Source organism: Mesorhizobium sp. YC-39, assembly GCF_025753795.1.
Lineage (GTDB): Bacteria > Pseudomonadota > Alphaproteobacteria > Rhizobiales > Rhizobiaceae > Mesorhizobium.
The window spans coordinates 12,417-37,331 of record NZ_JAOWPS010000004.1 but is presented as its reverse complement, the minus strand read 5'-3'; the positions used below and the strand labels follow the sequence as shown (position 1 = coordinate 37,331).

Genomic DNA, 24,915 nt, shown 5'->3' with positions numbered 1-24,915 from the left:
CACCGTCCAATCCGAGCCGCTAGGACTCTCTAATTCCCGCGAATAGCGAAACGTCGAAAAGGGATCTGATCTTCCTGACAGCGACGAGATTGCCCTTTTTCTCGTGGAGATGCAATCCCTCGGCGGCGGCTGCCGCGGCCTCTTGTTCGTGTCCGGCGCCCTGGAGAATGTGAGCCAGGTCGACGAGCGTGTCTCCGTGGTGGACGAGGAAGTCGGTCCGCTCCGCCAGCGACACGGCTTCTCGAGCGAGCGTCTCGGCCTCTGCCAGCCGGCTGCGCCTCGCCAGGATCCGCGCCCGGACGCCCCGCCAGAGAACCTGCGTCAGCAGGTCGCCGGTCGTGCTCAGGCTGGCGCTGAGTTGCGCAAGTTCCTCGGCTTCGTCATCCCGTTCCTGATCAAAGACAGCTCGCGCGAGGAACGCGGCCGTTGTCGAAAGGAAGGCCTGCTCGCCCATCCGCGTCAGGGCGTCAAAGCCCACTCGAAGGCTGGTCTCGGCAGCCGCAGGGTCACCCGCCAGCATTTCCATCACCGCTTCGTTGTGCGACGTCGCCGCGTTCAGGGTTAGACCTAGGTCGTCAAACACGGCATTGCTGGCGGCCATCAGCGAGCGGGCCAGCTCGAAATTCCCGTTCATCGCATGCAGTCCGCCGAGATGACGAAGGGCCAGAGCCTCGGATTCGAGATGACCGCTGACCTCGCTCCGGATCTTCTCGCAGCGGGGGATGCCTTCGAGGACGGGCGTGGGACCGAACCAGAGCGACGACGCGATCCAGGTAAGGATTTCGGATCGCGCATGGTCGTCACCGGCGAGGCTGGCGTGGGTCGCCGCCAGCTCCCAGGCCTTAGCCGCGTCCGCGGCGCGCGCGTCATTCCAATGCAGCCAAGCCTCGAGCCGGCGGGCGCTGCAGAGGCCGGAGTGGTCGTCGCAGCGGTCGAACACGGGAATCACCTGTTGCACCGCCCGTTCGGCCTCCTCGGTACCTCCTTCGGTAGCGTGCAGGAGCTGCAGGAATTGCTGCTGCACCAGCGCGCGCGAATCGGCGCATTCGTCCTGGGCCGCAGCGGCCAACTGCCTCGCCTCCGCCAGGACGATGTCGGCATCGGGCAGCCTACCGACCTCGATCAGTGCCGCCCCGAGGTCCAGGAGCAGTGCGGCTCGCCTCGGTTCATCGAGAGCAAGTAGATCCCTCGCCCGCTCGAACAGGCCGATCGCCGCCGGAAGGTCGCCACGCCCTAGAGCCCGCCGGCCGGCGGCCTCGAGCCGCTCGGCAGCGCCGCTTGCGAGGGAAGCCGCGTGGGCGTCGACGGCCCTGAACGCGGTCCGATAGCGGTACGCCTGCTCGAGGTGGTACCCGGCGATCTCCTCATACTCACGCACACGCTCGCCCGCCTTTTGCTCGAGCCAGGAGGCAAACCGCTCATGCATCTCCGCACGAATCTGCTGCGGGAGCGACTCATAGGCAGCTTCGCGGATCAAGTGATGTCTGAAGCGGTACGCCTCGCCATCGGCAAGGATCGAGCGGTCTGGCCGGATCAGATCGCGGCGAACGAGCTTCGCGAGACTGTCTTCGACAGAGTAATCGCGCAACTCCGGCGCGAGTGCGCCGATCGCGCTGCGGTGAAATACTGTGCCCTCGACCGACGCACGTTCCAAAAGCTCGCGCTCCTCGACGGGCAAGCTTTCGAGCCGCGCGGCGAGGAGCGAGTTGATCGTCTGCGGGACCCGGAGAACGGATACGTCGTCGGTGCCGACCCACCGGCCGTCATCCGCGAGGTGTTTGTCGTCGACCACCATCGCCAGCAGTTCCTCGGCGAAGAGTGCGTTGCCGCCAGCGGCCTTTGCGATCCACGTCTCGACGGCGGCAGGGAGCGGCACGCCGAGCCTGTTCGCAATCAGCCGTCGGCAGTCGCTATTGCTCAACGGCTCCAGCAGCATCGATGTTGCGTTGAGCTTGCCGGCGCCCCAGCGGGGATAGGTGTCGAGCATCTCCGGACGCGCCGTGCAGATCAGCAAGATCGGCGCGTCGCGCGAAAGCTCGGCGATGTGATCGACGAGCTCGATGAACGTCGGCTCGGCCCACTGAAGGTCGTCGAAGACGACAACGAGCGGGCGACGATGCGCACGCGTCTCGAAGAGCTTTCGTACCGCCCAGAATGTCTCTTCCCCGGTGATCGCGGGGGTGCCGCCGAGCCCGAGCGCTTCCGAGATCAACTCGGCGATCCGGGCGGCCTTTTCTTGGCCGGATAGCAACTCCGCGAGCGCAGCGGTGGACAGCTCAGTGTCGGCGGACCCTTCGACGCGGACAACCTCCCGCATGACTTCGCCCAGCGGCCAGTATGTGATGCCCTCGCCGTACGAGAGGCAGCGGCCGCGCAGCACCGTTGCGTGGGCGCCGACCTCGCTGACGAACTCCTGCACAAGTCGCGACTTGCCGACTCCGGCCGAGCCCAGCACTGTCAGCAGATGACAAGCTCGAGTCCCATGGACGTTTGCGAACACGCTTCGAAATGAGCTAAGCTCCTGTTTGCGGTCGACCAGCGGCGTGTCGAACCGGCGGACGCGCCCGGGGACACGCGCCAGGACTTCGACGAGTTGTAGAGCCTGGACGGTCTCACCCCTCTTCACCTCGCGATCGGAGATCGGCTCCACCACGACTGCATCCCGGACGAGCCGGTACGTCGCTTCGCTGATCAGGATCTCACCCGTCTCAGCGGCCTCTTCGAGGCGCTTGGTGACATTCACCGCCTCTCCCGTCACGAACCGGTGGCCCTCACCGGGATCGCCTGCAATCACCTCGCCGCTGTTGACCCCTATGCGGCTCGTGAGCCGGACGCCGTAGATGCCCTCGAGATCCTCATTGAGCATCGCGAGCGACGCACGCATCTCGGCGGCGGCCCTCACCCCACGCAGCGCATCGTCCTCACGCACGAACGGAACGCCGAAAACTGCCATCACGGCGTCGCCGATGAATTTCTCGACGATGCCGCCGTGGCGCTCGACCACGGACCTCATCGCTACGAAGAAACGTTCCTGGATACGGCGTAGCGGCTCCGCGTCGAGCTCACGGCTCAGCCGCGTCCACTCGACCACGTCGGTGAAGAGGACGGTGACCGTCTTTCGCACCTCGGGAACGGGGCCGGCCGTTCGCCGTGACGCGAGCGCTCCGGCAAGCACGTAGGAACCGTTTAGCTTCTGCAACTCGAATGCACCGGCGGTTGACGCTGCAGCGCGCCAGCCGACGACGACGTCGCCGGGCCGCGCCAGATAGACAAGTCGTGCGGCCGCTGTGACCGGTGCACCCATCGCAAACGAGCCCGGCCGGCCGAGGATCACCTCGCCGCTCTCGATTCCCATCCGCAGCGAAAGCGTCTCGCCGAACGCGTGCGTCAGCCGGTTGCGCGTCGCGAGAGCGGCGCTGACCGCCCTAATTGCGTGATCGTCCTGCATTGCGAACGTCGCCAGCAGCGCGCCGACGAGACGCTTGTCGACCTCTCCTCCTGCTGCCTCGATCTCGGCCGCGGCTTCGTCGTGGAGACGGTCGAACAATGCCGCCGTCCGCTCCTGATCCTCGTCCGCCTCGTTCGTCGTGGCAAGCGCGGCAAACAGCACCGTCACGCGCCGTCGTTCGGGCGGGGGCTGCGCGGCCTGCGGCTCGGCGGGACCAGACGCGACCGGATGCAGCCTCGGCGGCGCGTCGAGCTCCTCGTCGTGATTGACGATCTGTCTCTCGAGCTGCTGGAGGGAGGCGCTGGGCTCGAGCCCGAGCTTGTCGAGCATGGCGCGTGCGTCACGGTACGCCTCCAGCGCGTCCGCCTGTCGTCCCGATCGGTAGAGCGTGAGCATCAGCTGGCCGCGCAAGCGCTCGCGGTGGGGGTGCTCGGCGATCAACACCTCAAGCTCGCCGATCAGGTCGGCGTGGCGGCCAAGCGCCAGGTTCACCTCGATCCGGTCTTCGAGCGCCTCGACGCGCAGGTCGTCGAGGCGGCCGCCTTCGATCTGCGCGAATGGCTCGCCGACAAACTCCGCCAGCGCCGGCCCGCGCCAGAGCTTCAACGCCTCGTCCAGGTGTTGCGACGCACGTACGGGATCGGCTTGCCGCGCCTCCGCGACGAGTCGCTCGAAGCGGAAGAGGTCGACGCTCTCCGGCTCGACTTCGAGCAGGTAGCCGGACGGCAGTGTGCGCAACGTTTCCGGCGGGAGCAAATTCCGTAGCCGCGAAACGTACACCTCGACGCTGGTTACCGCCTCCGGCGGCTTGTCTCCCCAGAGATCGTCGATCAACCGCTCGCGCGAGACGACCCGGTTTGCGTTCAGGAGCAGCAGGGTCAGCAGCGCCCGCTGCTTCGCCCCGGCGAGCAGCAGCAACCGGTCGCCGTCGCGGACCTCCAGGGGACCGAGCACCCGGTACTCCATTACCGCCTTCCTGCAAACACCCCGATAGGTCTTTTGTAGCGCACGACCCCACCACCGGGCAATCGATCACACCCGGCGATCGGAGTAGGGTGAAAACGACGACCCGCAGAACGGCCTTGCTCACGACCGTCCTGATCTTTGCGTTCTCCACTGGCCGTAAGGGACGGCGCACGCGGAGGCGTCACGGCGCACGCTGGTTGGCCGAGCGGGGGATCGATTCAATGAGGCGACGCGTATAGGGGTGCTGCGGGTCGCCGATGACCCGCTCCGTCGGGCCCTCCTCGACGATCTCACCGAGATAGAGAACATAGATGCGGTCGGCGATCTGGCGGACGACAGCAAGGTCGTGCGTGATGAAGAGATATGCCAGCCCGTGCTCAGCCTGCAGGCGCTTGAAGAGATTGAGCACCTGCGCCTGCACCGAGACGTCGAGGGCCGATACCGGTTCGTCGCAGACGAGGACCGCCGGTTTGACGGCAAGTGCGCGCGCGATGGCGACCCGTTGACGCTCACCGCCGGAGAGCGACGCCGGACGGCGCGTGGCGTACGCGGCGGACAAGCCGACATCCGCCAGCAGCGCCGCGATCCGATCAGGCGTCGCCGGGCTGGTTGCGCCCGCGGAGGCCCCGAGCGCCTCGCTCAGCGCCTGGCCGACGCTGTGCCTCGGATTGAGTGTCGAATACGGATCCTGAAAGATCATCTGGATTGTCCGGCGTACGCGGGCGCGGTCGGCTTTCGCCATGGCGTCAAAATCCGCTGCCGCGATGCCGTCGATGCTGATGTCACCAGCTGTCGGTGTTTCGAGGCCGACGAGGCAGCGCCCGAGCGTGGTCTTGCCCGAGCCGGATTCGCCGACGAGACCGACGCTTTCACCCGGCATGATGCGCAGCGATATGTCCTTTACCGCGCGGATCGGGCGGCCCCGCGCCCCGACGAACGTCTTGACGAGCGCGTCGACGCGGACGAGTGCCCCTTCGGTTGGGTCCGGGCGCAGCGTCATCGGTGCCGCTGACAGCGCCGCCGTGCGCAGCGCATCGAGCTCGCCCTGAATCTCGTCCTGGCGAACGCATGCGGTGAACCGGCTCGCATCGCGGGCCACCAGCGGCGGCTTGCCGGCGCGGCAGATCTGCTTTGCCCAATCGCAGCGGTCGGCGAAACCGCAGCTGTCGACCACATCGGCCGCGCGCGCCACGGAGCCCCGGATTGCGACAAGCCGTGGCACGCGAATATCAGCCGGCGGTTCCGACAGCAGAAGTCCCAGGGTGTAAGGATGAAACGGCTGGCGCTCGACGGCGGCGGCGTCGCCGACTTCGAGCAACGAGCCGGCGTAGAGCACATAGATGCGCTCGCAGGTCGAGAATGCGAGCCGCAGGTTGTGGGTAATGAGGATGAGGCTCATATGGCGCTCGCGCTGGACACGCCGCAGCAGCCTGATGATCTCCGCCTGGGTCGTTACGTCGAGCGCCGTCGAGGGCTCGTCGGCGATGAGCAGCTCCGGGTCGCGAGCAAGGGCGGCGGCAAGTGCCACGCGCTGGCACATGCCGCCCGACAGCTGGAATGGCATGCGGCGGGCTACATCCTCGTCGACGATGCCGACTTCCGCGAGGCGGCGTTTCACCTCTGCCGCGCGCGCAGCGCGCGAGGCGAATTCGGGTCGACCGCGCAACATCTCGTTGATGTGGTCGCCGCATCGCATGAGCGGATTGAGCATCGTAAACGGATCCTGCATAAGCATCGACACGCGAAACCCGCGGATCTTGCGGAGTTCCCTCTCGGCAAGCCGCAACAAGGGGATGCCGTCGAGCGTGACAGCGCCTGTGGCATTTATACCCGGCGGCAATATGCCGGCGATCGCTCGCGCGGTGAGCGTTTTCCCGGACCCCGATTCGCCGACGATCGCAATGGTCTCGCCCCGCTCGACTGCGATGTTCAAGGGGGCTGTGATGGGCACCGCGCCGTGTGAGATCACCAGCCCCTCGACGTTGAGGAGCGGACCCTCCTGACCCGCGCCCACCACGGCCGTGTTCACTTTGCAAACCGCGCGAACAGCCAATCGCCGATGAGGTTCATGCTGACCGCGGTAAGGATGATCATTCCCGCGGGCAGGAGCAGCGCAACCGGATTGGAGAAGAGGATATTGCGGTTCTCGAACAGCATCCGACCCCAGTCGGGAGTCCCGGGTTCAACGCCAAGGCCAAGGAACGACAGCCCGGCGAGATTGACCAGCGCGAAGGCGAAGTCGAGGACAACATACGCCAGGATGATCGGCAGCACGTTGGGGAGGATGTGGACGAACAGGATACGCGTCTTCGAAATGCCGAGCGTGCGTGCGGCGTCGATATAGGGAAGCGGCCGCTGCTCAAGGACCGCACTCCGCACAATGCGCGTATCGGGGGCCGTGAAAAGGACGATCAGAACGAAGACGGCGGTCCAGTATCCGCCGCCTACCACGCCGACGACGACGATAGCCACGAGCGGTCCCGGCAGCGCAAACATGAAATCCACCCAGCGCATAATCGCCGAATCGACCAGGCCGCCGAGATAGCCCGAGAGAAGGCCAAGCAGGGTCGCGATCGCGAACGCTCCGGCGGCGACGACGACCGGGCCGACCAAGGCCGTCCTCGCGCCGTAGATCACTCGTGACAGGACATCGCGGCCGAGAAGGTCCGTCCCGGCAAGGTGGGCGGCGGAAGGTAGCGTATCGCCGATCCCAAGACGCTGCAGGAAAGGCGAATAGGGAGCGATGCCCTCCCCAAGGACGGCGCAGATCACCACCCCCGTGATAATCAGCGCGGCAATGAGAATGACGATCGGCAGGCGCCGCGGCAGCTTCGTCTTTCGCGTCTCGGTGATGGTTGGGGCGCTCATGACTCAACTCTGCCGAAGCGGATGCGCGGGTCGATCAGCATGTAGATCACGTCGATCGCCAGGTTGACCAGCACGACGAAGACAGAGAAGAGCAGTGTGGTGCCTTGGATCGTCGGGATGTCGCGCTTCTGGACCGCATCAACCGTCAAGGCGCCGAGACCTGGCAAGGAAAAGGTGACCTCGACGTAAATCGCGCCGGCGACGATCCCGACGACGATGAGCCCTGCGGCCGTTACCACGGGAATGAGGGCGTTCCTGAGCACGTAGGCGAACGTGATGCGCCGCGAACTCAGCCCCCGCGCCCGCGCAAAGGTGACGTAGTCCTGGTCCAGTTCCTCGATCATCGCCGCGCGCGTGATCTTGATGACGATGGCCATGACCGAGATCGCAAGCGCAAGCGCGGGAAGCGTCAGGTGCCAGGCACGGTCGAGGAATCCGGTCCCCGGACCGAAGATCGGGAACAAGTGCAGCAAGGCGCCGAAGACATACAGAAGGAAAATGCCGGTGACGAAGGCCGGTGAACTGATGCCGAAGACCCCGAACATGACCACCGCCCGGTCGAGCCGCGTGCCGTGGCGGAAAGCGGCGACCGCTCCAAGCAGGACGCCAAGGCCGAGAACGAGAACGGTGCTCATCAAGCTCAGGAAGATGGTGACGCCGAGCCGATCCGCGATGGTGCTCGTCACCGCCCGATTGCCCTGGATGGAGACACCCAGATCGCCTTGGGCCACCTGCCACAGCCATTTGAAGTATTGTACGAGGAATGGATCGTCCAAGTGATAGCGCTCGCGGATGGCGGCGAGCGTTGCCGGGTCTGACGCGCGCGCGCCGAGTAGGGAGCGCACCGGATCGCCGGGCGCGATATGGACCAGCGCGAAGACGCCGAAGGAGATCACGAGTAAGAGTGGGATCGCCACTGCGAACCGCCGCATGACGAAGACGACGACGCTCGAGCCCGTCACCGGGGCGACCCGAGATAGCGGTCGAACCAGCCAATCGTGCGGCGCCATGCGTCGAGCTGATGATCGCGTTCGCGCAGGCCATGGCCTTCGCGTGGATAAACGACCAGCTCGGATTCGACGCCGCGCTCAAGGAGCGCAGCATATAATTCCTGCGCCTGGCCGAGCGGAGTGCATCGGTCCCCCTCGCCATGGATCATCAATGTCGGCGTCGTGGGGTTGTCGAGCCGCGTGATCGCCGAACGGTCCATCGCAATCCGGCGATAGCGCTCCTCAGACAGCGGCCCGCCGTTGATGAAAGCATGGAAGTCGTGGTTGCAGGAATAGTGGCTGGAGAGTTGGTTGGCGATGCCGGAGACCATCACCGCGGCCTTGAACCGGTTGGTCGTCGCGACCGCCCAGGCCGTAAGATAGCCGCCGTAGCTGACGCCGGTGACGCCGAGCCGGTCGGGGTCGCTAATACCCGCTGCGACGCATTTGTCGAGGCCGATGAGGATATCTTGGAACTCGGCCCCCGCCGGGTCACCGATATTCAGCATGCCGAATGCCCTCCCCCAGCCAACACTGCCACGGTAGTTGGGAAGGAAGACGGCATAACCGGCCGTCGCGAATGGCAGCGCGTCACCCGGATTGTAGGCGTGCCTGACCGCCCAGCTCGGGCCGCCGTGGATGTCCACGATGGTCGGCCTCGGCCCCTTGGCGCCGTCGCGTGGCAGCAGGACCAGCCCCTCCAGTTCAACACCACCTGCCCCTTTCCAGGCAATGGCGCGGACCTCAGGGTAGGCATTGAAGTCCCTAGCTACGTCACCGTTCAGATTGGAGACCGCCGACCACGCGGAAGCCTTCGCGCCGGACTTGAATACGATTTCAGGCGGCGCCCCATCGCTCTCGCGCACCGCTGCGAAACCCTTCCTGTCGGGCGCGGTCGTTATGCTGGCGCTGAAGCTGTTCGTGCCGATGATCGCATCCTCCTGCGTCATCCATTCGACGCTGCCGTCGAGGCGTGTGACACCATAGACGGAGCCGAGCCGCGACCAGCCGGTGAACCAGAGGCTGTCGTCGTCACGCCACTTCATCGACGTAATGCCCGACATACCGCTCGGGGTGACGGTGACGATCTCGCCTGTGGCGATGTCGAGGATGCTGATTTCGCTGGCGACGAGGCCTCGGTCGCTCGACCACCCATCGAGGAAGGCGACGCGCTTGCCGCTCGGGTCGACCGCGGGGGCCAGGAGCTGCCAGCGCGAGCGGTGCAGGATCGTCGCGGCACGTGTCGCAAGATCGATCCTAGCCAGTTCGGCGTGATACCAGCCGCGCTCGCTGGGGTCGGCGGAGACGATCGCAAGGGCGGCATCATCGCCGAGAAGTTCGAATTCCCAGACGCTGACCTCGGGTGGTCCGACCTCGACCGTCGATCCGTCGCCTATCCCGACGCGGAACAGGCGGCGGCGCGCATTGGCCGGGCTCGTCACCGCGGGATCCTCGGGCTCTCCCCAGGTCAGGCGCTGTGCACCATTGGTCGCGCCGCCGTCGAGGCCGCGATCCGCGGCCATGACGATCAGGCTCCTGCCGTCGGCTGCCCACCGCATGTCCTCGATGGTGCCGGGGACGTCCCCTATTGGCCGCTCGCCGCGATCGTCCTTCAGATACAGCGACATTTTTCCTTGCAAAGCGCGATCGGAAACAAACGCCAGCATACCGTCGACCGGCGACAGATGCGGCAGGCCATCGCCGCCCGGCCCATCGGTGAGCTGCACCGCTTCTGCTCCATCCAGGGAAAAGCGCCAGACGCGACTCTGCGGGGATTGCCGTGGCTCATGCGTGGCGGGACGAACAGCGGCAACGACCGCCGTGCCATCGCGGGTGAAGGAGATATCCGAAGGAAAGCGCAGCTGATGAAGTCGTGCGAGACTCGCTTCGAAAAAGTCCATCTGCCGACACCTTCAGCAATTCTCGGGGTGACGCATGAGCGCACGAGCGCCGGTCGATGCGACGAAAACGATGAGAACGGCCATGACCCAGCGGCCCAGCGCTCCCTTACTTCAGGCTAAAACCCCGGATCGCCCACGGGATATTGTACCAGAAGGCAGTGTAGCCGGTGAGCTTGTACTTGTTGTTGATCGCCATCGCCGAGGCAGGCCAGAAGATCGGCACGAGCGCAACGTCCTCGTTGGCGATCTTGAACACGCCCTTCAGCGCGTCGGCGCGCGCCTTCGGGTCGGCCTGCTCGTTGGCGGTCTTCAGGAACGCATCGACTTCGGCATTCTTGAAGTTCGAGGCGTTCATGCCATCCTTCGCTGCCGTCGCACTCGAGAAGAATAGGTAGGGATAGTTGGCCGCATCGGCGAAGTCCGGATAATACGCCATGATCTGCATGCCAAGATTCTCGTGCCTAAAGTACTGCGCGAGCCACGTGTTGTTGTCGATCTCCTGAATGCTTGCGCGGATACCGATCTGCTTCAGGTTCTCCACCACCGATTGCATGATGTTGACCATGTAGGGATCGGCGGTCGGTGCGGGGATGGTCACATCAAAGCCGTTCGGATGGCTGGATTGAGCCAGCTCTGCCTTCGCCTTCGCCAGGTCAAACGTGTAGCTCGGCAAGGTAGCATAGAAGGCGCGAACCTCGTCGGGAGGCAGAACTCCCGACCACATCTCGGGCGGGTTCAATGCCGTCGCCGCCTCGCCATTTCCCTTGAGGAGCGCCTTGACCAGACCGTCCCGGTCCACGGCATAGGCAACGGCACGACGCACATGGATATCGTCGAACGGCGGCGCCGAATGGTCGAGAGTCAGCGAGAACATGCCGAGCGACGGCGCGGTGACGATGTCGACGTTGCCTAGCGCCTTCCACTGGTCGACGTCGGATATGGCGAGGTCGAAGGTACCGTCAATGTCGCCGTTCTGCATGGCGAGAAGCCGGGCCTGCCGGTCTGGAATCGACTGGAGGGTGATCCGCTTGACCACTGGTTTCGGCCCCCAGTAGTCGTCGCGCGCTTCCAGGACGACATGGTCTGTCGGGACGAATTCAACAAGCTTGTAGGGGCCGGTTCCCAGCGGCAGGACCTCGGGCGTTCCGATGCTCTTGTCTGCGAGCTGTTCCTTCTTGAAGACGAAACCCGCCATGTGGGCGGCCGTATAGGCGAACTGGACGTTCGGCGCCTTCAATGTGACGGTTACCTCATCCGGAGCCGTCGCCTTGACGGTCGCAACCGAACTGTAGAAGGAGGCGAGTTGCGAACCGGAATCCGGGCGCATGTGGTACTCGAAGGTGGCGACGACATCGTCAGCCGTGAGCGGACTTCCGTCGCCGAATTTGACGCCGCTGCGCAGGTGATACTTGATCGTCGTCGAATCGACCTGCTCCCACTTGTCGGCCGATGCGGGCTTAAGAGCGAGATCGTCGCCGAAGGCTAGCGGTCCTTCCTGGACGAGCGACATGATCGCACCCGAATAGGTCGACCAGGCATGCGGAACCAAGAGTGTGTCGGGGATGCTGGGTAGCGCCCAGGTGATCGATTCGATCTGCTCTTCTGCCTTTGCCGAAGGTGCTGTCGCCAATGCCCCAGTGATTACGAAGGCGGCGGTGAGAGCCACCCCGTTGATCATGACGCTACGTCGAGTGAACCCCTTTGCCATTTGCTCCCCCGTTTCTGGAATAGAGACGCACAGGCTGACTAACTTGTCTTGTATTGTATTGTACGCAATTAATCGACTGTATCGCAAGTCAATGAAACCTCCTATGCGACCGGAGGGAAACGCGGTGAAATGGCCCCGTATATGGAGCGCCGTCAGTCCGGGCTTCAGTCCTCCGGCTTCCTCGCTGACCTTATCGCGTTTATCACCTCTCCAAGAACAACCGACAAAACCTGAATATCAACGGTCCCTGGATAGGTATCTAAGCGACCGATCCCGGATGATGCAGAAAAACAAAAAAATATATAAATCAATTAGTTAATGGCATGCCCGGAGGGTGTAACAAGAACTTTGATTTCATTGGCTTTTTCGTGGGTAAGATTCAGAACTATTCTCGTATCGTTCCGCATGGTCTCGCACAGCCGCCACGAACTCGAACTCAATTGTCACCTTCCCAAACAGCTAGGTATCGAGCCGCTTGGTCCCACCACCAGTGCACAAACTTGCCAATTGACTACGTCGTAGCCGTGACTATCCGGAATGCTCAGGCTGCTCCGGGATTAGATGTCAGTGGCTTTGGGACGGCCTTAATGCCGTGTTCCTGAAATGCCTGGTGCACGGCGATCAAAGCGGCGCGGCGGATCATGAAGTTTCTGCCCGCTTTCGCCTTGAATTTGGCCCGGATGACCAGCGTGCCATCCTCAACCTCGGCAATTCCCTGGCTCTTGAACGGCTCGAGCAGATCTCCAGCAAGTTCCGGGTTGGCCGAAATATCCTGGCCGATCTTCTTGAAAATCTTGCGGACTTTTTCGACATCGGTGTTGAATGCAACGCGAAAGACCAGTTTCTCGATCATCCAGTCGCGGCTGAAATTCTGGATCTTGCCAATCTCACCATAGGGAATAGTCGCCAAGGCACCGCGCTGATGGCGCAGGGAAACCGACCGGACCGAGATCTTTTCCACGGTCCCCTTGGCGCCTGACGTTTCGATGTATTCGCCGAAGCGGAATGCATCGTCGATCAGGAAAAACAGCCCGGAGACCACGTCCTTCACCAGCGTCTGCGAGCCGAAGCCGATGGCCAGCCCGAACACGCTCAAGCCGGCGATCAGCGGCCAGACATTGACCCCGATCGACACCAGGATCGAGAGCAGCGCCAAGGCCAGAATGCTCGATTTGCCGACCGCGCTGATCAGAGGCACCAGCGTGCCCAGCCGTGAACGCGGCGCACCCAGCGCCTCCTCGTCACCACCTACGGCGGGCAACTCCGCGCGCAAGGCGCGAGCCGTCGCTGTGCCGACCACGTTCCACAGAAACGCCGCCACCAACATGATCAGCGCCACACCGGATGCGCCCTTGGCGACCTCTCGCAGATCTATGCCGAACCCGGCAGCCAGCGGTGTCGCCCATAGCGTTCCCAGCATGGCAATCATGATAGCCACGACGGTGAAGCGGGCGGTCTGTCGCCCCGCCGCTGCCAAGATCGAGATGTCAGGAGACTCCAATCCGCGCTGCGCCCAGTTCCCGATCATTGCGTCGAGATGCGGCGCGGCGAGAAACACCAACCCGGTCAGCAGAACGGCCGACCCACGAAGCGATGCTCCCAGGGTCAGCGCGGCCTGAGTGCTGAGAAAGGTGATTATCAGGAACGCGATCACGATTCCCGGCCACATTTTGGCGAGACGGGTGCGCCAGCGGCTTCTGGGGCGCGGACCGGCGACGGCGGCTGCCATGGTGCGTCTGTGCCGCCATACCGCCCATGCAACCAGAAGGTAGATCGGAATTCCCAAGCCTGTTCGCAGCAGATCCCCCAAGGCCGGCCCGACGCTCCAGAGCCGCAACGTCGCGATCAGCGTGACGCCGATGATCGCCAAGCCAATGGCAAGCGAGAGGTCGTGCACGAGCGCCGCCATATGGACGGAGCGCTCTGTAAACTCGGTTCGCCGCGATGCCATCAAGAGTGATCTGACGGCGGCGAGGATGATGAGGCCGAGCACGGTCACCACCGTCCAAAGGCGAAGGGTTTGCAAAGGCACGCCAGAACCGGCCAGCAGCCGCGCAGCAATGAAACCGACCACCAGCGCCACCACAGTAGCAGCCACGCCCGCGAAGAATCTGCGCCATGCACTGCTTTTGGCACTCGCCTTCTTGAACAGCCGGGCGAGCAGGATGAACACGCCCGCGACGAGCGCGACAACCAACACAATCTCGAACAGGAGCCCAAGGAGAGATGTTCCCCCGGCCGCAAGCGAGGCCCTCAGGCTTCCAAGCTCGACGGGAACGTCGGTCAGAGCGGCAAACCGCGCGAACAGTCCGGAGACGAAACGCTCGGCGAACTGTTCGAAGCCTGAAATCAAAGAAGTAACGTCCGTTTCCGCTGTCGTGTCCACGATTTCCCCCTCCAGCGCCCCGCAAGCCAGTTGCGGCGGTCGCTCGCCGCTGTCTCGCTATCCAGCGCCCAACCGTCGAACAATTCAAGCTTTTCTGCCCGGCCCTTTGCCATCATACCAACGATCAGCGTGGCAAGTTCCGAGAATTCAACATGATCCGCGGCCATCGGCTCAATCCCCGCCCCCTGGAGCGAAAGGCGGTCTTCAGGCCGCCTGGTTTGCTGACGCTGCGAGGAGACTTCCTGGCATCGGACGCGGCACTTGGCCGGAAGAGCAAAACCTTGCAGGCCAAGAGGATCCGGGCATCCGCGAGGCCGCTCCCAGATCAATAGCCAAGGAGGGGAGACGGCACACCAACCCGGATCAATCTCGAAAAATCCGGCGAAAGGCCCGACTTCCGCGCACGGTCGTCTATGTGGGCCAACTCCCTCAAAGTCGACAATGGCAAGCGGGTGTCGAGTGCACCCCGTGCATAGGCATAGTCGGGAAGATAGCCGTTGACGATGAGGCGCCAGTCGAAAGGAACGGTGTCGCCGACCGCTCGCATCATCTTGACAATCGTGGTCGTGCAGTTCGTCGTGATCGAATTGTAAAACTCCGGAGTCGTGGAAAGAGCATTCGCGTCCGACAGGTACTCGAGCAGAAGTGCCCGGGCCGCATCCGGCGACGCTTTCAGGCGATAGATCTGGACGTCCTCTCCGCGAACATTTGACCTGACGCCGACGACGTCTCGCTCGTCGGCTGCGATAATGACCAGGGGATTGCTCTTGAACAGGTCAGCTATGGGCGAAAACTCGCCACCGCTACGACGCCGCACCTCGATGGACCAGGCAAGATAGTCACCACCTGCGAAGCCAAAGCTCAAGATGACATGGGCCATTTTCGGTCCAGCCCAATAGGACATGAAGAGGTCGACGGTCTGAAGGTTGGACAGGTCATAGGTCCGCGTCGTCCAGCGTTCGGTGAAATCGGTGTCGCTGCGCCATTCAAAGTCGCGCACGTCTTTGAGCGTCAACAGATTTCCGTCGCGGGTGCCGGTTACCTGACGAGCAACATCCGGCGCCCAGTCGGCGTCGCCCAAAGGCTTGATGGTGCTCCACCAAACCAGAACCGCAGCAAACGCGGCGAGAAACAGTACCAACGCCCTGATGTAAAAACGACTGAAGAGCGCGATGACGGTGGCGAGACCGAACAAGATGAAAAGGGCGCAGGCCACAGCCCGACCAAGCTCTCCCGCAGGCAGGCGATACCACATGGCAAATCCGGCCCAGGCGGTTAAAACTGCAATGGCAAGCGAAAGGATAATGGCGAGCGAGATCCGAGCGGTGCGACGCATCATTCCTCCTTCCAGCCATGCGGGACCGAAGGGGCGTCGCTTTGGGTGCGGCCGGGCTCGCTCGTTGCCATCTGAATGCCCTCACGGAACGTTCGAAGCAACTTCGAGATTGGGCATCAGTAAGCCTCGTTGCCGCCCTGGCCCGGAATCGCTCTACTTGCAGTCATTGGAAGTCGCGCGCAACGTACAACCCTTATTGGCGTTGTTGGCCTGGCTGCTTGGAGAGCCGGTTAAATTCTCGACCTGATTGCCATAGTTTTCCCTGGTGTTCTGATCGATCGCCGCCACAGGTGCCGAAATCACCAACCCTGCAGCACTGCCGGCCGCCGCCGCCGCGCCGGTCGTCGCTTGCACGATCGTGTCGCCGAGGCCTATCCTGTTGTCGGTCAACGCTTGGCCGCCGGCTATTCGCGCCCCGATCAGTTGCACGATCTGCGGTGACGACGCGAACTTGCCGTGATGCAAACGATCTCCGGATTTGACTTTCGTCAGATCGATGACGGTTATATTGTTGCTCGCGAGTTCTTCCTTGTATGGAGCCTGTTCCGGGTCAATCGACCCGAGTCGGGGGATATTGCCCCAGACCCGTCGCGAAATTTTGAGCGCGCGATCGTCCTGCGAGACAAAGAGGGTGAACTGCGGGTGCTGTTTGCCCATGTCGGCAATCTGCGTGCGAAACACGTCGACATCGACGTCAGGCGCAGCCAGCATGACGTTTTTGAACTTCGCCGGGAGGCCGCCATTGCGGATGGCCATCTGGCGCAAGCCTTCCAACGCAAGCCAGTTGCCCATCGAATGGGCGAGGATCGACACCTCCTTGATGTCAGGATCGCGTGCAAGATACTGGAACAGCAATTCGAGGGCATTTCGTGTGTAGTTGGTGCTTTCACGATCATAGCCATAGGCTAGCGCGCTGCCTCGGGAGGGCCATGTGACCAGGATCGGGACGCTGTCTGTGCCCGTATCCTTCGCGATCTGCGCAAAACGATAAAGCGAGTCCTCGAAGCGATTGTTGAAGCCATGGATGAAGACCAGAACGCTGCGGTCCGGGCTCTTCCTGACAGAGGCGCTAAGCCACCCCTTCGCGGTCTCCGGCGTTATTTCCTCGGCTCTTACAACCGCGAAATCGGTTGCCGGGTTCGACGGCAGCTTCTTGGGCCAGGCGACCTCGCCGACCTTGCGGACCGATGCCGGAGGGATCGACACCGTAATTTCCGCGAACGAGGGAGCCAGTCCGCGCTCGCCCGTATACATTTCGGCCGGATTGATAGATCGACTGCGGGTCGTCGCCACCAGCATCTCCACCTTGCTGGAGGAAGGGGAGGTATCGGCCACCGGCAACAAGACATTCGTCGGGCGGGACGCGCAGCCGAAAAGCAGGCCGACCAATGCAAGTGCCAGCAATGCATTGGTGGTACGCCCGACTTTTAATTTGCTTATAACGCCGGTGCTCAAAACGCCCCCCCAAGTGTGCAACCTCAACAAGGTGGTTAGTACCGCCCTGTCGCCAACCGATCAGTCGATACAGATTGCCACGATAGTGGCCCCCGAGGACTGATGGGCATGCCGCTCCACACTGCCAAATGAAGTATCGGAATCCTCTGTTTTGCGCAACTGCCGGCATGTGTCGTAACGATTCGCCTCGGAGCGGTAAGGTTAAAATGCCTCATGCCGCCGACTTTACTTGATGCGGGCGATGCCACCCGAAATCTCGATCGTTTCCGACCCCGTCAGGGGTTCGAGGTCGCCATTGGGCCAGGTGACGAAACAACCGTTCGGGCAGAATTCCGCGGCTTCGCCGGCGTGCAGCGCCAGCTTCGTCTTGACGCCGCCTTGTGTCACGATCAGCGTGCGTATCTCGCTGTCCTTGTTGACCACGCTGGCTGCCGAAGCCGAACCACCCACGGCAAGAATAGCAATGGCGACGACGAGCGACTTCCACATTTTACAATATCAGTGTTTCCACACCGCCTCTGTTGCTTTTCGCAAGACTTTCTCGCCCGTTGCAATGAGCGATACCCCGCCGCGCTTATGCCGCTCATTCCTCCGCCGACGATCAGCACGTCGCACTCGACCGGTTTAGCGGCGGGCAATATTGGAACTGTTTGACCAGTAGGTTGTGAACCACCAGTTCTGGTTGATCATGAAATGGCCTCTGGCGGCTAGGTTGGAACTGGCGGCAGGTAGTACGGTTTCAAATTGAAGCTAGTCACCTGTCAGCTGCCATTTGTCACCGGGATTGAATTGCTTTATCGCGCCAGCCACAGCCTCCGTTTTCGGGCCGAGGTCGGCCTCGTAGACAATGCCTTGCTGATTGACCGCAAAGGTTTTGACGCCCGTTTCCGCATATTTTACAGGCCAGGCCAGAAGCGCGAAACCGGCGATCATGTTGCCGTTGATGACATAGTCGTAAGCGCCGCCGGCGATATTTTTGCCCTGACCATTCAGGATGCGGAAGCGATAACCAAAATAGCCATCGCCCTTCTTCGCCTTGTCCAGAGCGGCCTCATTGATGAAATCGCCTGCCGGGCTAACGCCATTGGTCTCGTCGGACGGCCAATATAGCCCGTTGGCCTGGCCCTCGTCGCTGATCAGCTTCTGGGCGTACTCCAGCACGCCATCGCCATCGCGGTCTTCCGCGGCGTAATCACGTTGAGCGTCCAGGTAGGCGCGGACCGTTTCGATTGCCGCGATCTCATTTTCGCCGACGCGCCGGTTGATGATCTCTTCGATGCCGGCATAGGTATCGAAAGCCCATTTGCCGTCCTTGCCCTTGGTGATAGGAAATGGCAGCGTCCACAGCTTGTCACCAATGTCGAGTTCCTTGCGGTCGCCAAGATCGCGCACAATCAGCGTCTTGGCAGCGCCTTGCCGGATCTGCGCGTAGGTATCCATCACGCCTTCGCTTGTCCGCAGCTTTGCGGCATCCAGCCCCAGCAGTCCGGCCAGTCCATCAAAATCATCCTTCGCCAGGACCGATTTGAACGCATCCACAGCCGCTGAGGGATCATCGAAAAGCGGCGGATCTTTCTTGGCCACGTAGTCCGAGAGGCTCTGCACCTCCTGCGCGCTGGCAAAATCTGCGGAACCCGCGCCAATGCTCAACATCATTCCGGCACCGAGCAGCGAACGTAGAACAAGACTGCGGACGCACGTTTTCATGGTCGGTTTCCTCTCGCCAAAGTTCTAACGCCTGCGGCCGCCACCGCTGCCGCGCCTGACCATCTTGTTGCCGCCACCGCCGCTCCGAATTCCGCCGCCCATGCTCCTCGCACCGCGGTTGGAGGCAATCTGCTGACGTTTTCCGGAGCTGACGTTGCCAAGACCCGAAGGACTCCTCGGTCTGTTGTCCACTCTCATTGCCGGCTTCGGCTTACCAACCGAGCGATTGATCTTCCCGGACGCCTTGACCGCGGAACGGTCATTTTTTCGCACCGAAGCAGGCTTTTTACTGGTTGGCTTTTTGAAATCCGGCTTTGACGCCGGGGGCCGGTTTTTCAAACCCTCTCTGATTTCGCGTTGGCGGACGTCCTTCACCTTGCCGGATTTTCCGGCCAGCGTACTCATCCGGTCCCTTTTGAGATCGGACGCCTTGTTGCGCATATTGTTGCGATCGTCCGATTTGACCCGGTCGCGGATGCTCGTTTTGTCGAAGTTGGCGAATTGGTTCCTGTCGAATTTTAATTTCGAACGGTCGACATTTTTCCAGTCGACGTCGTTGAAATTGACCTTGCCGTTTATGTTGTTGAAGCAATTGTTGCAGTCGATATCGATATCGTTGCCGTTCCAGCGGCCGCCCCAAACACCCCAGTCATTCCAATCCACTGCCGCTGCCCAAACGGCGCCAGTCACGAAAGCCGCGAAATAGGGAGCAGTGGGATAATAGTAGCTTGGGTAAGGGTCTGGATAATAGGAGATCGGAGCAACCGGATAGTCGGTGGCATAGAGCATTTCCGGCTCATACCGCGGAACATAGATCGTGTCCGCGCTGACGGACCGGATGACGACATTGTCGTTCTCCTCGACAACCCTGATCTTGTCGTCAGTCTTGATCACGCCTTTGGCGACAGCCTTGTCGCGCAACTGCTGGATGGCGATCAGCACGTCCTTTTGCTGATATGTCAGTGCGTCGCCAAGGGTCTGAGTCCAATCCAGATCATCACCCATCATCTTGACGATCTCGGGATAGTTGAGCAGCGAGATGACGCTGCCGTCCCAGCTTTCCTTCGGTTTCAGGCTTGCCTTCTTGGCGACCTGATCCAAAAAGCGGCTCGCCTCCACGATCTGCAGTGGATACAGCGCCGCTTCGGAAATTACCGCGACAAGTTCATCGGGGTAGAGCGCAATCCGCGCTACCAGGATTTCGAGTTCATCCTCGTCGAGCGGTTCGGGAGCTTGGGCTGCCGCTGCGCTATCAGTAGCAGCGGCCTGATCCTGAGCAACCGTGAAAGAGATCTGACCGGAGCACATCAACATCGCGATCACGGCCACGGCGCCAGCATGCCAGCGCGGAAACTGGATCTGCATTGTCATCCTCCCGGGTTGTGTCCCCCGGTTGTCAGCGACGTCGTCGCCAAGTCCAGGGCGGTTGATGCAACGTTGGCGCATTACCTGCCGGCGCGGAAGGTAAGTAACTGTATGCTACGTGCACAATCGGGAGACCTTGCCAGCGGAGCAGTCGACGTCGAGGCCATCTTCGGATCAAATGTCCGCGTCAAATAATGGCGTTCGAGGGCGGCGAGGATGACCGGCTGGATCCGAACCAGGAGATCTCCTTGGGCGTCGAAGGAGGCATCCTGACCGGCGACTTCGACCCGATCGGCCAGGCCTTTGCTCGGCTGCTTCGGCGGAACGGAACACAGCAAAAGGAGACCAGGAGGAACGAAAAGACATACGGGCCGAGCGGTCACGAGCACTTCATGACAGCACCCTGTCTTCAGCGCTGCGCCTCTGTCCTGGCCAAAGCAACGCCGCCATGAAGATCGTATAGGCGACGGCCACCAGTATGTAGTTGACTCGCGTGGCAAAAGATTCGGCTGCCGATCCCGGCAACGGCGAGACGCCCGTTCCGAACAGGATGAGGAAGATTGTAAGCGCGCCCGCGTAGAGCTTGGCGGCAGGGTTGCTCAGCGCGGCGCGGCCGCCAAACACCAGGCCGGCAAGCAGCACCAGGACAAACAGCGAGGGGGTGGTGGGGCGAACCTGCAGCAATGCGAACGCAAAGGATGCAGCCACGCCTCCGAGGAGATTGACCATGACGAGGCCGAAGGCCGCCCTTGCGCTTGCGCTGACGTCGAGCTGCGACAATAGCGATGCGACTGTGATCGGAATGACGATCGCCGTGGCGAGGCCGTCCCGCGTCAGGCAAGCGAGCATGGCGATCAGCAGAATGATGGCATTGGCGGCGGCATAGCGCGCAGCGCGAGGGTTTGCCGCAGGAGCCGGGGCCTGAACATCGGCGCTGCCTCGGTCGGGTATGACCGCATGGGCAATCCACATCAGGATCGCTCCATTGACCACGCCCTGTACAAGGATCGACAGGATGGAATCGCCGAGATCGCGGTTGAGCACGGTCAGCAGCGGCACCATCACGGCGACCACCAGGACAAGAAAGATCGCGCCGCCGCCCTTGCCGTTCGCCTGCAGGTAGAAACAGACGAAATAGACGAGCCCGAGCAGCAGCAGCAAGACTGGTGGCCGGTCGCCTGTCAGTACCGCGACGGCCTGCAGAAGCGCGCCTGCGACAACAATGAGAATCGCCATTCCCAGGGCCTGTTTCAGCTGCAGCGGGCGGGAACTGGAGATCAGGAACTGCGCCGCGAACAATGGTCCCAGAAAGGGGATGATCGCCCCCGACAGAACCGACCACGTGAAGCCGACGGCTACAGCCAGCGCGATGCGCAGACCCTTGCGCTTGGCATTGGCATGCGCAAGCTCGCCATCAACTGACATAGGTCAGGACCGACAACACGCGCATCCAGATGCGGCCGATCGCGTTGGTCACCGGATTGTCGCCGGTATAGATCACCACGTTCGCCTGCGAGCCGTAGCGCACGCCCTTGGGCCTGCCCTCGTCGAGGATCAGGCGGACCGGAAAGCTCTGTGGCGTTCTCACCCATCCGCTTTCGGTGGAGATCTTCGGCAGCCCGGTCTTGGGGTCGACACTTCCCTGGGCTACGCCCATCCCGACGCTCTCGACCGTCGCGCTGAAAACCTGGCCGGGCAAGAGATCGAACAAGACGTCCGCGTGGTTGCCGGCTGCGACGTTCTCGAGGCTGTTCTCCTTGAACGCCGCGGTGATCCACACCGTGCCGACGTCGATGAAGGTCATGGCGCTTTGGCCGGCGCCGACAACGCCTCCGACGGAAAGCTGCAGGTTGGTGACGACGCCCTCGGCCGGCGCCAGGACCGTGGTGCGTAAGAGATCGAGCTGCGCGCGTTCAAGCGCGGCCAGCGACTCCTTCAGCTGAGGATTGTCGGCGCCGGCTGGCCCAAGCTCTTCCTGCGCCTGCTTGAGGTCCGCTTCAGCGGCGACGACCGAGGCATTTGCCTGGTCCACCGCCGCCTTAGCCTCGTCGTACTTCGCCTTGGCATAGACGCCGCGCTTGACCAACTCCATGGCCCGGTTTGCCTGCTCCTGGACGTTGTCGCGGATCGCCCTTGCTTCCACGAGGCGTGCCTGGACGGCATCGACGGAGGCGGTCGAAGCGCCGATCGTCTGGCCTACCCGAGCAAGCCGAGCCTCAGCCTCTGCTACGGCCAGCTCGTATTGCTGCGGATCGATGCGAAACAGCATCTGGCCAGGCTTCACGCCGCTGTTGTCAGCCACGCCCACTTCGATGACGCGGCCGGTGACCTCCGGCGCGATGCCGACGACATAGGCGCTGACCGTCGCCTGCGATGAAGAAGGCGTGCGCCTTTCCATGAAGACAGCTATCACGAACAGCAGGCAAGCCAGCAGCAGCACGCCAAGCGCGACCCGGCGCAGCGGGTTGCCCTTCATCGCAGGCGTATCCGGCCTGTCAGCGGCGTTGTCTTGAGAGGTCCCGGTTGCGTCGGATGCCATGGCATCTTCTCCCAGTCAGACTAATATCGCGCCATGGGCGAATGCTTGCTTGATTGTCATCTTCGGCCCAGAAAACCTCGCAAGGATAACCTGCGGCGAAGGAAAGAGCTAAGCGACCCCTCATCGTATCCACACTATACACAGTCTTCAGATGGTTCCAGTCAACCGGGGGTAAGTTACATGTTGGAGCTGCCGGATTTTCGGATTTGCTAGACAATCCGTTTCGGATAACCGACAATTCCTCACCAGCGTGTTGTCGAGATCGGGGGACCTTCCGATGGATTTCGCAGTCATTGATGCCGCTCTCGTGACAAAACTTCTCCTGCTCCTGCTGATTGGCATGGGACCGAAGATCGCGCTGGTGCCATTTCTGGAAAAGACCCAGAAGTTCGACGCCGAAACCAAGGTCAAGATTGGCCGCCAGATGGTTTTGGCGGCTCTTGTCACGGCTCTGATCCTTCTTGCCACCGGCGCTCTGCTGATGCGACTGCTGCATATCACTGGCGGCGCGGTTGCGGTCGCTGGCGGCATTATCCTGGCGCTCCTCGCGATCAAGATGGCGTCTGGACCGACCGAAAAGCACGGGGAGGATTCGGGCCTGCCGGAGGACCCGGAAAAGATCGCGATTTTTCCCCTTGCCATTCCCTACTTGCTCAACCCCGTCGGCATCACGGTCATTATCATCGCCTCCGACGAAGTCGTCTCGGTTGCAAGTGCGGCGCTCGTTGTGGGGCTCATCCTGCTCGTCGCCGCATTTGACTACCTGGTGTTCACCAACATCGACGCGCTGGCGAAGCGAATGAAGCCGGCCAGTCTTATCGTCTCGGAGGTTGTCTTCGGCATTCTCCTGACCGCGGTTGCCGTCCAACTGGTCGTTAGCGGATTGGTCAAACTTGGGATCATCACCGCGAGCGTCGCACACTGATTTCGTGCTCGCCATCCTGCCATGAATCATACCGCCACTACCGTTGCTGACACGCACCAGAAGGCGCTGGAGGTCAATCTCGATGCGACGAGTTTCGGCTCGTTCGCCGAGATCGGCGCGGGTCAGGAAGTGGCGCGATGGTTTCTGCGCGTCGGCGCCGCGTCGGGCACAGTGGCCAAGACCGTCTCAGCCTACGACAAGGAAGTGAGTGACGACCTTTACGGCTCCGGGACACGTTACGTGTCCAGACCGCGGCTTGAGACGATGCTTGATTGTGAATGGAAATCCCTCGTGCAACAGATCGGTGATGCGCGCGGCAAAGACACGCGCTTGTTCGCTTTCGCCGATACCATCGCCGCCCGCAACTTTGCGGGCACCAACGATTGCCACGGCTGGATCGGCGTCCGCTTTCAGGATCACCCGCGGGCTGAGGCCAGCGACATTCTGCTGCACGTAAACCTTCGCGATAATGCCAACCTGCTTCAGCAGGAGGCGGTGGGCATTCTGGGTGTGAACCTGCTGCATGCGCTGCTGAATGAGCGGGCAGCCCCCGGTGATTTGCCGGCGAGGATGTTCGACAATCTTGCAAATGATCGCCTCGAAATTGATCAGATCGTGATGCGAGGCCACGCGTTCGCGGGTTGCCGGATGGACGAATTGCACACAGCCTTGGCACGCGACGGCCGGGCTCAGGCGGTGACGCTGGACAGTGACGGTGTGGCCGTCGCCGCCAACGAATTTCTCTATAAGAAGTCTGTGGCCATCGTACCGTTGGCGAACGACCCGCGCGACGATCTTTCGCCGGAAGCGATTGTGGCGTGCCTGGAAACACTCCGCCGCGAGGTCGCTGGGAATCCTGAGGTGAAGGACGTCATCGATGTGCGCCTGATGGTCGTCGATTCTGATGCTCCGCTGCCTGCAATGGGCAAGGGCGCGGCGATGATGACGCGGCATCGCCAGTTGTACCGTGCCACCGCATTTGCGCGTCGATATACGCAGGCGCCGTTGCGTTTTGCCATACCGCTGCCTGCGTTAATACGGATTTTCGACGATGTGAGATACCAACACCTGGAAGGCCGCCTGCTCGAGGGTATCGCGCGGCTTTTCGGCTCCAACGTGCGTGTACTGGCCTATCCATGCCCTCGCGAGAAGTTGCTTCCCCTGCTCGAAACTGAGCTGGGGCGCGGATGGGAGGTTGACGGTAGCCGGCAATGGATAACTGCCGATCAGTTGCTCCCCGCACCCCCTCTACGGCATCTTTATGAATATCTGCTGGCCAGTGGCTTCCTCGTGGCGATGCCTGGCAACTAGGCCGTGTACCC

The 24,915-nt window shown here is 62.2% G+C and carries 17 protein-coding genes; 2 read left to right on the top strand and 15 right to left on the bottom strand.

What is annotated here, in order from left to right:
- Window positions 1–19: 19 nt before the first annotated feature.
- The 15 genes from OHD62_RS21540 to OHD62_RS21470 form a co-directional block, all read right to left on the bottom strand.
- A complete protein-coding gene (locus tag OHD62_RS21540) occupies window positions 20–4,414 on the bottom strand; it encodes a BTAD domain-containing putative transcriptional regulator (RefSeq protein ID WP_263786906.1) in 4,395 nt (1,464 codons plus the stop codon).
- 181 nt (window positions 4,415–4,595) lie between these two features.
- The gene (locus OHD62_RS21535; RefSeq protein WP_263786905.1) at window positions 4,596–6,443 is read right to left on the bottom strand and encodes an ABC transporter ATP-binding protein; all 1,848 of its coding nucleotides are present in this window, start codon (window positions 6,441–6,443) and stop codon (window positions 4,596–4,598) included.
- Window positions 6,440–7,282, bottom strand: a complete 843-nt coding sequence (locus OHD62_RS21530) for an ABC transporter permease (RefSeq protein ID WP_263786903.1) — start codon at window positions 7,280–7,282, stop codon at window positions 6,440–6,442. Before OHD62_RS21530 ends, OHD62_RS21535 begins: the two co-directional genes overlap by 4 nt.
- Entirely contained in the window at window positions 7,279–8,244 is a 966-nt protein-coding gene (locus OHD62_RS21525; protein WP_263786901.1) for an ABC transporter permease, read from the bottom strand. The genes OHD62_RS21530 and OHD62_RS21525 overlap by 4 nt, the downstream gene beginning before the upstream one ends.
- The gene (locus OHD62_RS21520; RefSeq protein ID WP_263786899.1) at window positions 8,241–10,172 is read right to left on the bottom strand and encodes an alpha/beta hydrolase family protein; all 1,932 of its coding nucleotides are present in this window, start codon (window positions 10,170–10,172) and stop codon (window positions 8,241–8,243) included. Before OHD62_RS21520 ends, OHD62_RS21525 begins: the two co-directional genes overlap by 4 nt.
- Window positions 10,173–10,278: 106 nt before the next feature.
- The gene (locus tag OHD62_RS21515) at window positions 10,279–11,880 is read right to left on the bottom strand and encodes an ABC transporter substrate-binding protein (RefSeq protein ID WP_263786897.1); all 1,602 of its coding nucleotides are present in this window, start codon (window positions 11,878–11,880) and stop codon (window positions 10,279–10,281) included.
- Between the two features lie 541 nt (window positions 11,881–12,421).
- Window positions 12,422–14,266, bottom strand: a complete 1,845-nt coding sequence (locus OHD62_RS21510; protein WP_263786896.1) for a mechanosensitive ion channel family protein — start codon at window positions 14,264–14,266, stop codon at window positions 12,422–12,424.
- The gene (locus tag OHD62_RS21505; protein WP_263786894.1) at window positions 14,230–14,433 is read right to left on the bottom strand and encodes a hypothetical protein; all 204 of its coding nucleotides are present in this window, start codon (window positions 14,431–14,433) and stop codon (window positions 14,230–14,232) included. Before OHD62_RS21505 ends, OHD62_RS21510 begins: the two co-directional genes overlap by 37 nt.
- A 158-nt stretch (window positions 14,434–14,591) precedes the next feature.
- On the bottom strand, window positions 14,592–15,602 hold the full coding sequence (locus tag OHD62_RS21500) for a DUF4105 domain-containing protein (protein ID WP_263788502.1): 1,011 nt from the start codon (window positions 15,600–15,602) through the stop codon (window positions 14,592–14,594).
- A 153-nt stretch (window positions 15,603–15,755) separates the two neighbouring features.
- Window positions 15,756–17,003 (bottom strand): alpha/beta hydrolase, encoded by a 1,248-nt coding sequence (locus tag OHD62_RS21495; protein ID WP_412177418.1) that lies wholly within the window; start codon window positions 17,001–17,003, stop codon window positions 15,756–15,758.
- A 279-nt stretch (window positions 17,004–17,282) separates the two neighbouring features.
- A complete protein-coding gene (locus OHD62_RS21490) occupies window positions 17,283–17,546 on the bottom strand; it encodes a hypothetical protein (protein ID WP_263786892.1) in 264 nt (87 codons plus the stop codon).
- Window positions 17,547–17,807: 261 nt separating this feature from the next.
- Entirely contained in the window at window positions 17,808–18,764 is a 957-nt protein-coding gene (locus OHD62_RS21485; protein ID WP_412177407.1) for a DUF2950 domain-containing protein, read from the bottom strand.
- Between the two features lie 24 nt (window positions 18,765–18,788).
- Entirely contained in the window at window positions 18,789–20,129 is a 1,341-nt protein-coding gene (locus OHD62_RS21480; RefSeq protein ID WP_263788496.1) for a DUF3300 domain-containing protein, read from the bottom strand.
- Window positions 20,130–20,519: 390 nt separating this feature from the next.
- Window positions 20,520–21,554: a DUF2955 domain-containing protein gene (locus OHD62_RS21475; protein WP_263786890.1), complete on the bottom strand. Its 1,035-nt coding sequence runs from the start codon at window positions 21,552–21,554 to the stop codon at window positions 20,520–20,522.
- Window positions 21,544–22,668: an HlyD family secretion protein gene (locus OHD62_RS21470; RefSeq protein WP_412177406.1), complete on the bottom strand. Its 1,125-nt coding sequence runs from the start codon at window positions 22,666–22,668 to the stop codon at window positions 21,544–21,546. Before OHD62_RS21470 ends, OHD62_RS21475 begins: the two co-directional genes overlap by 11 nt.
- Before the next feature lie 277 nt (window positions 22,669–22,945).
- On the opposite strand from OHD62_RS21470, the gene OHD62_RS21465 reads away from it, so the two are divergent.
- Both OHD62_RS21465 and OHD62_RS21460 read left to right on the top strand, forming a co-directional pair.
- The gene (locus OHD62_RS21465; protein ID WP_263786889.1) at window positions 22,946–23,593 is read left to right on the top strand and encodes a MarC family protein; all 648 of its coding nucleotides are present in this window, start codon (window positions 22,946–22,948) and stop codon (window positions 23,591–23,593) included.
- Window positions 23,594–23,614: 21 nt separating this feature from the next.
- Window positions 23,615–24,904 carry a hypothetical protein gene (locus OHD62_RS21460; protein ID WP_263786887.1) on the top strand — a complete coding sequence of 430 codons (1,290 nt, stop codon included), beginning with the start codon at window positions 23,615–23,617 and terminating at the stop codon, window positions 24,902–24,904.
- Window positions 24,905–24,915: the final 11 nt, after the last annotated feature.

Excerpts from the sequence above, each read along its gene's own strand:
- OHD62_RS21490 (WP_263786892.1), bottom strand. The coding sequence starts at position 17,546 with ATGTGGAAGTCGCTCGTCGTCGCCATTGCTATTCTTGCCGTGGGTGGT.
- OHD62_RS21540 (WP_263786906.1), bottom strand. The coding sequence starts at position 4,414 with ATGGAGTACCGGGTGCTCGGTCCCCTGGAGGTCCGCGACGGCGACCGG.
- OHD62_RS21515 (WP_263786897.1), bottom strand. The coding sequence starts at position 11,880 with ATGGCAAAGGGGTTCACTCGACGTAGCGTCATGATCAACGGGGTGGCT.
- OHD62_RS21475 (WP_263786890.1), bottom strand. The coding sequence starts at position 21,554 with ATGTCAGTTGATGGCGAGCTTGCGCATGCCAATGCCAAGCGCAAGGGT.
- OHD62_RS21460 (WP_263786887.1), top strand. The coding sequence starts at position 23,615 with ATGAATCATACCGCCACTACCGTTGCTGACACGCACCAGAAGGCGCTG.
- OHD62_RS21485 (WP_412177407.1), bottom strand. The coding sequence starts at position 18,764 with ATGAAAACGTGCGTCCGCAGTCTTGTTCTACGTTCGCTGCTCGGTGCC.
- OHD62_RS21530 (WP_263786903.1), bottom strand. The coding sequence starts at position 7,282 with ATGAGCGCCCCAACCATCACCGAGACGCGAAAGACGAAGCTGCCGCGG.
- OHD62_RS21470 (WP_412177406.1), bottom strand. The coding sequence starts at position 22,668 with ATGGCATCCGACGCAACCGGGACCTCTCAAGACAACGCCGCTGACAGG.
- OHD62_RS21520 (WP_263786899.1), bottom strand. The coding sequence starts at position 10,172 with ATGGACTTTTTCGAAGCGAGTCTCGCACGACTTCATCAGCTGCGCTTT.
- OHD62_RS21505 (WP_263786894.1), bottom strand. The coding sequence starts at position 14,433 with ATGGCCGCGGATCATGTTGAATTCTCGGAACTTGCCACGCTGATCGTT.
- OHD62_RS21465 (WP_263786889.1), top strand. The coding sequence starts at position 22,946 with ATGGATTTCGCAGTCATTGATGCCGCTCTCGTGACAAAACTTCTCCTG.
- OHD62_RS21480 (WP_263788496.1), bottom strand. The coding sequence starts at position 20,129 with ATGCAGATCCAGTTTCCGCGCTGGCATGCTGGCGCCGTGGCCGTGATC.
- OHD62_RS21500 (WP_263788502.1), bottom strand. The coding sequence starts at position 15,602 with ATGCGTCGCACCGCTCGGATCTCGCTCGCCATTATCCTTTCGCTTGCC.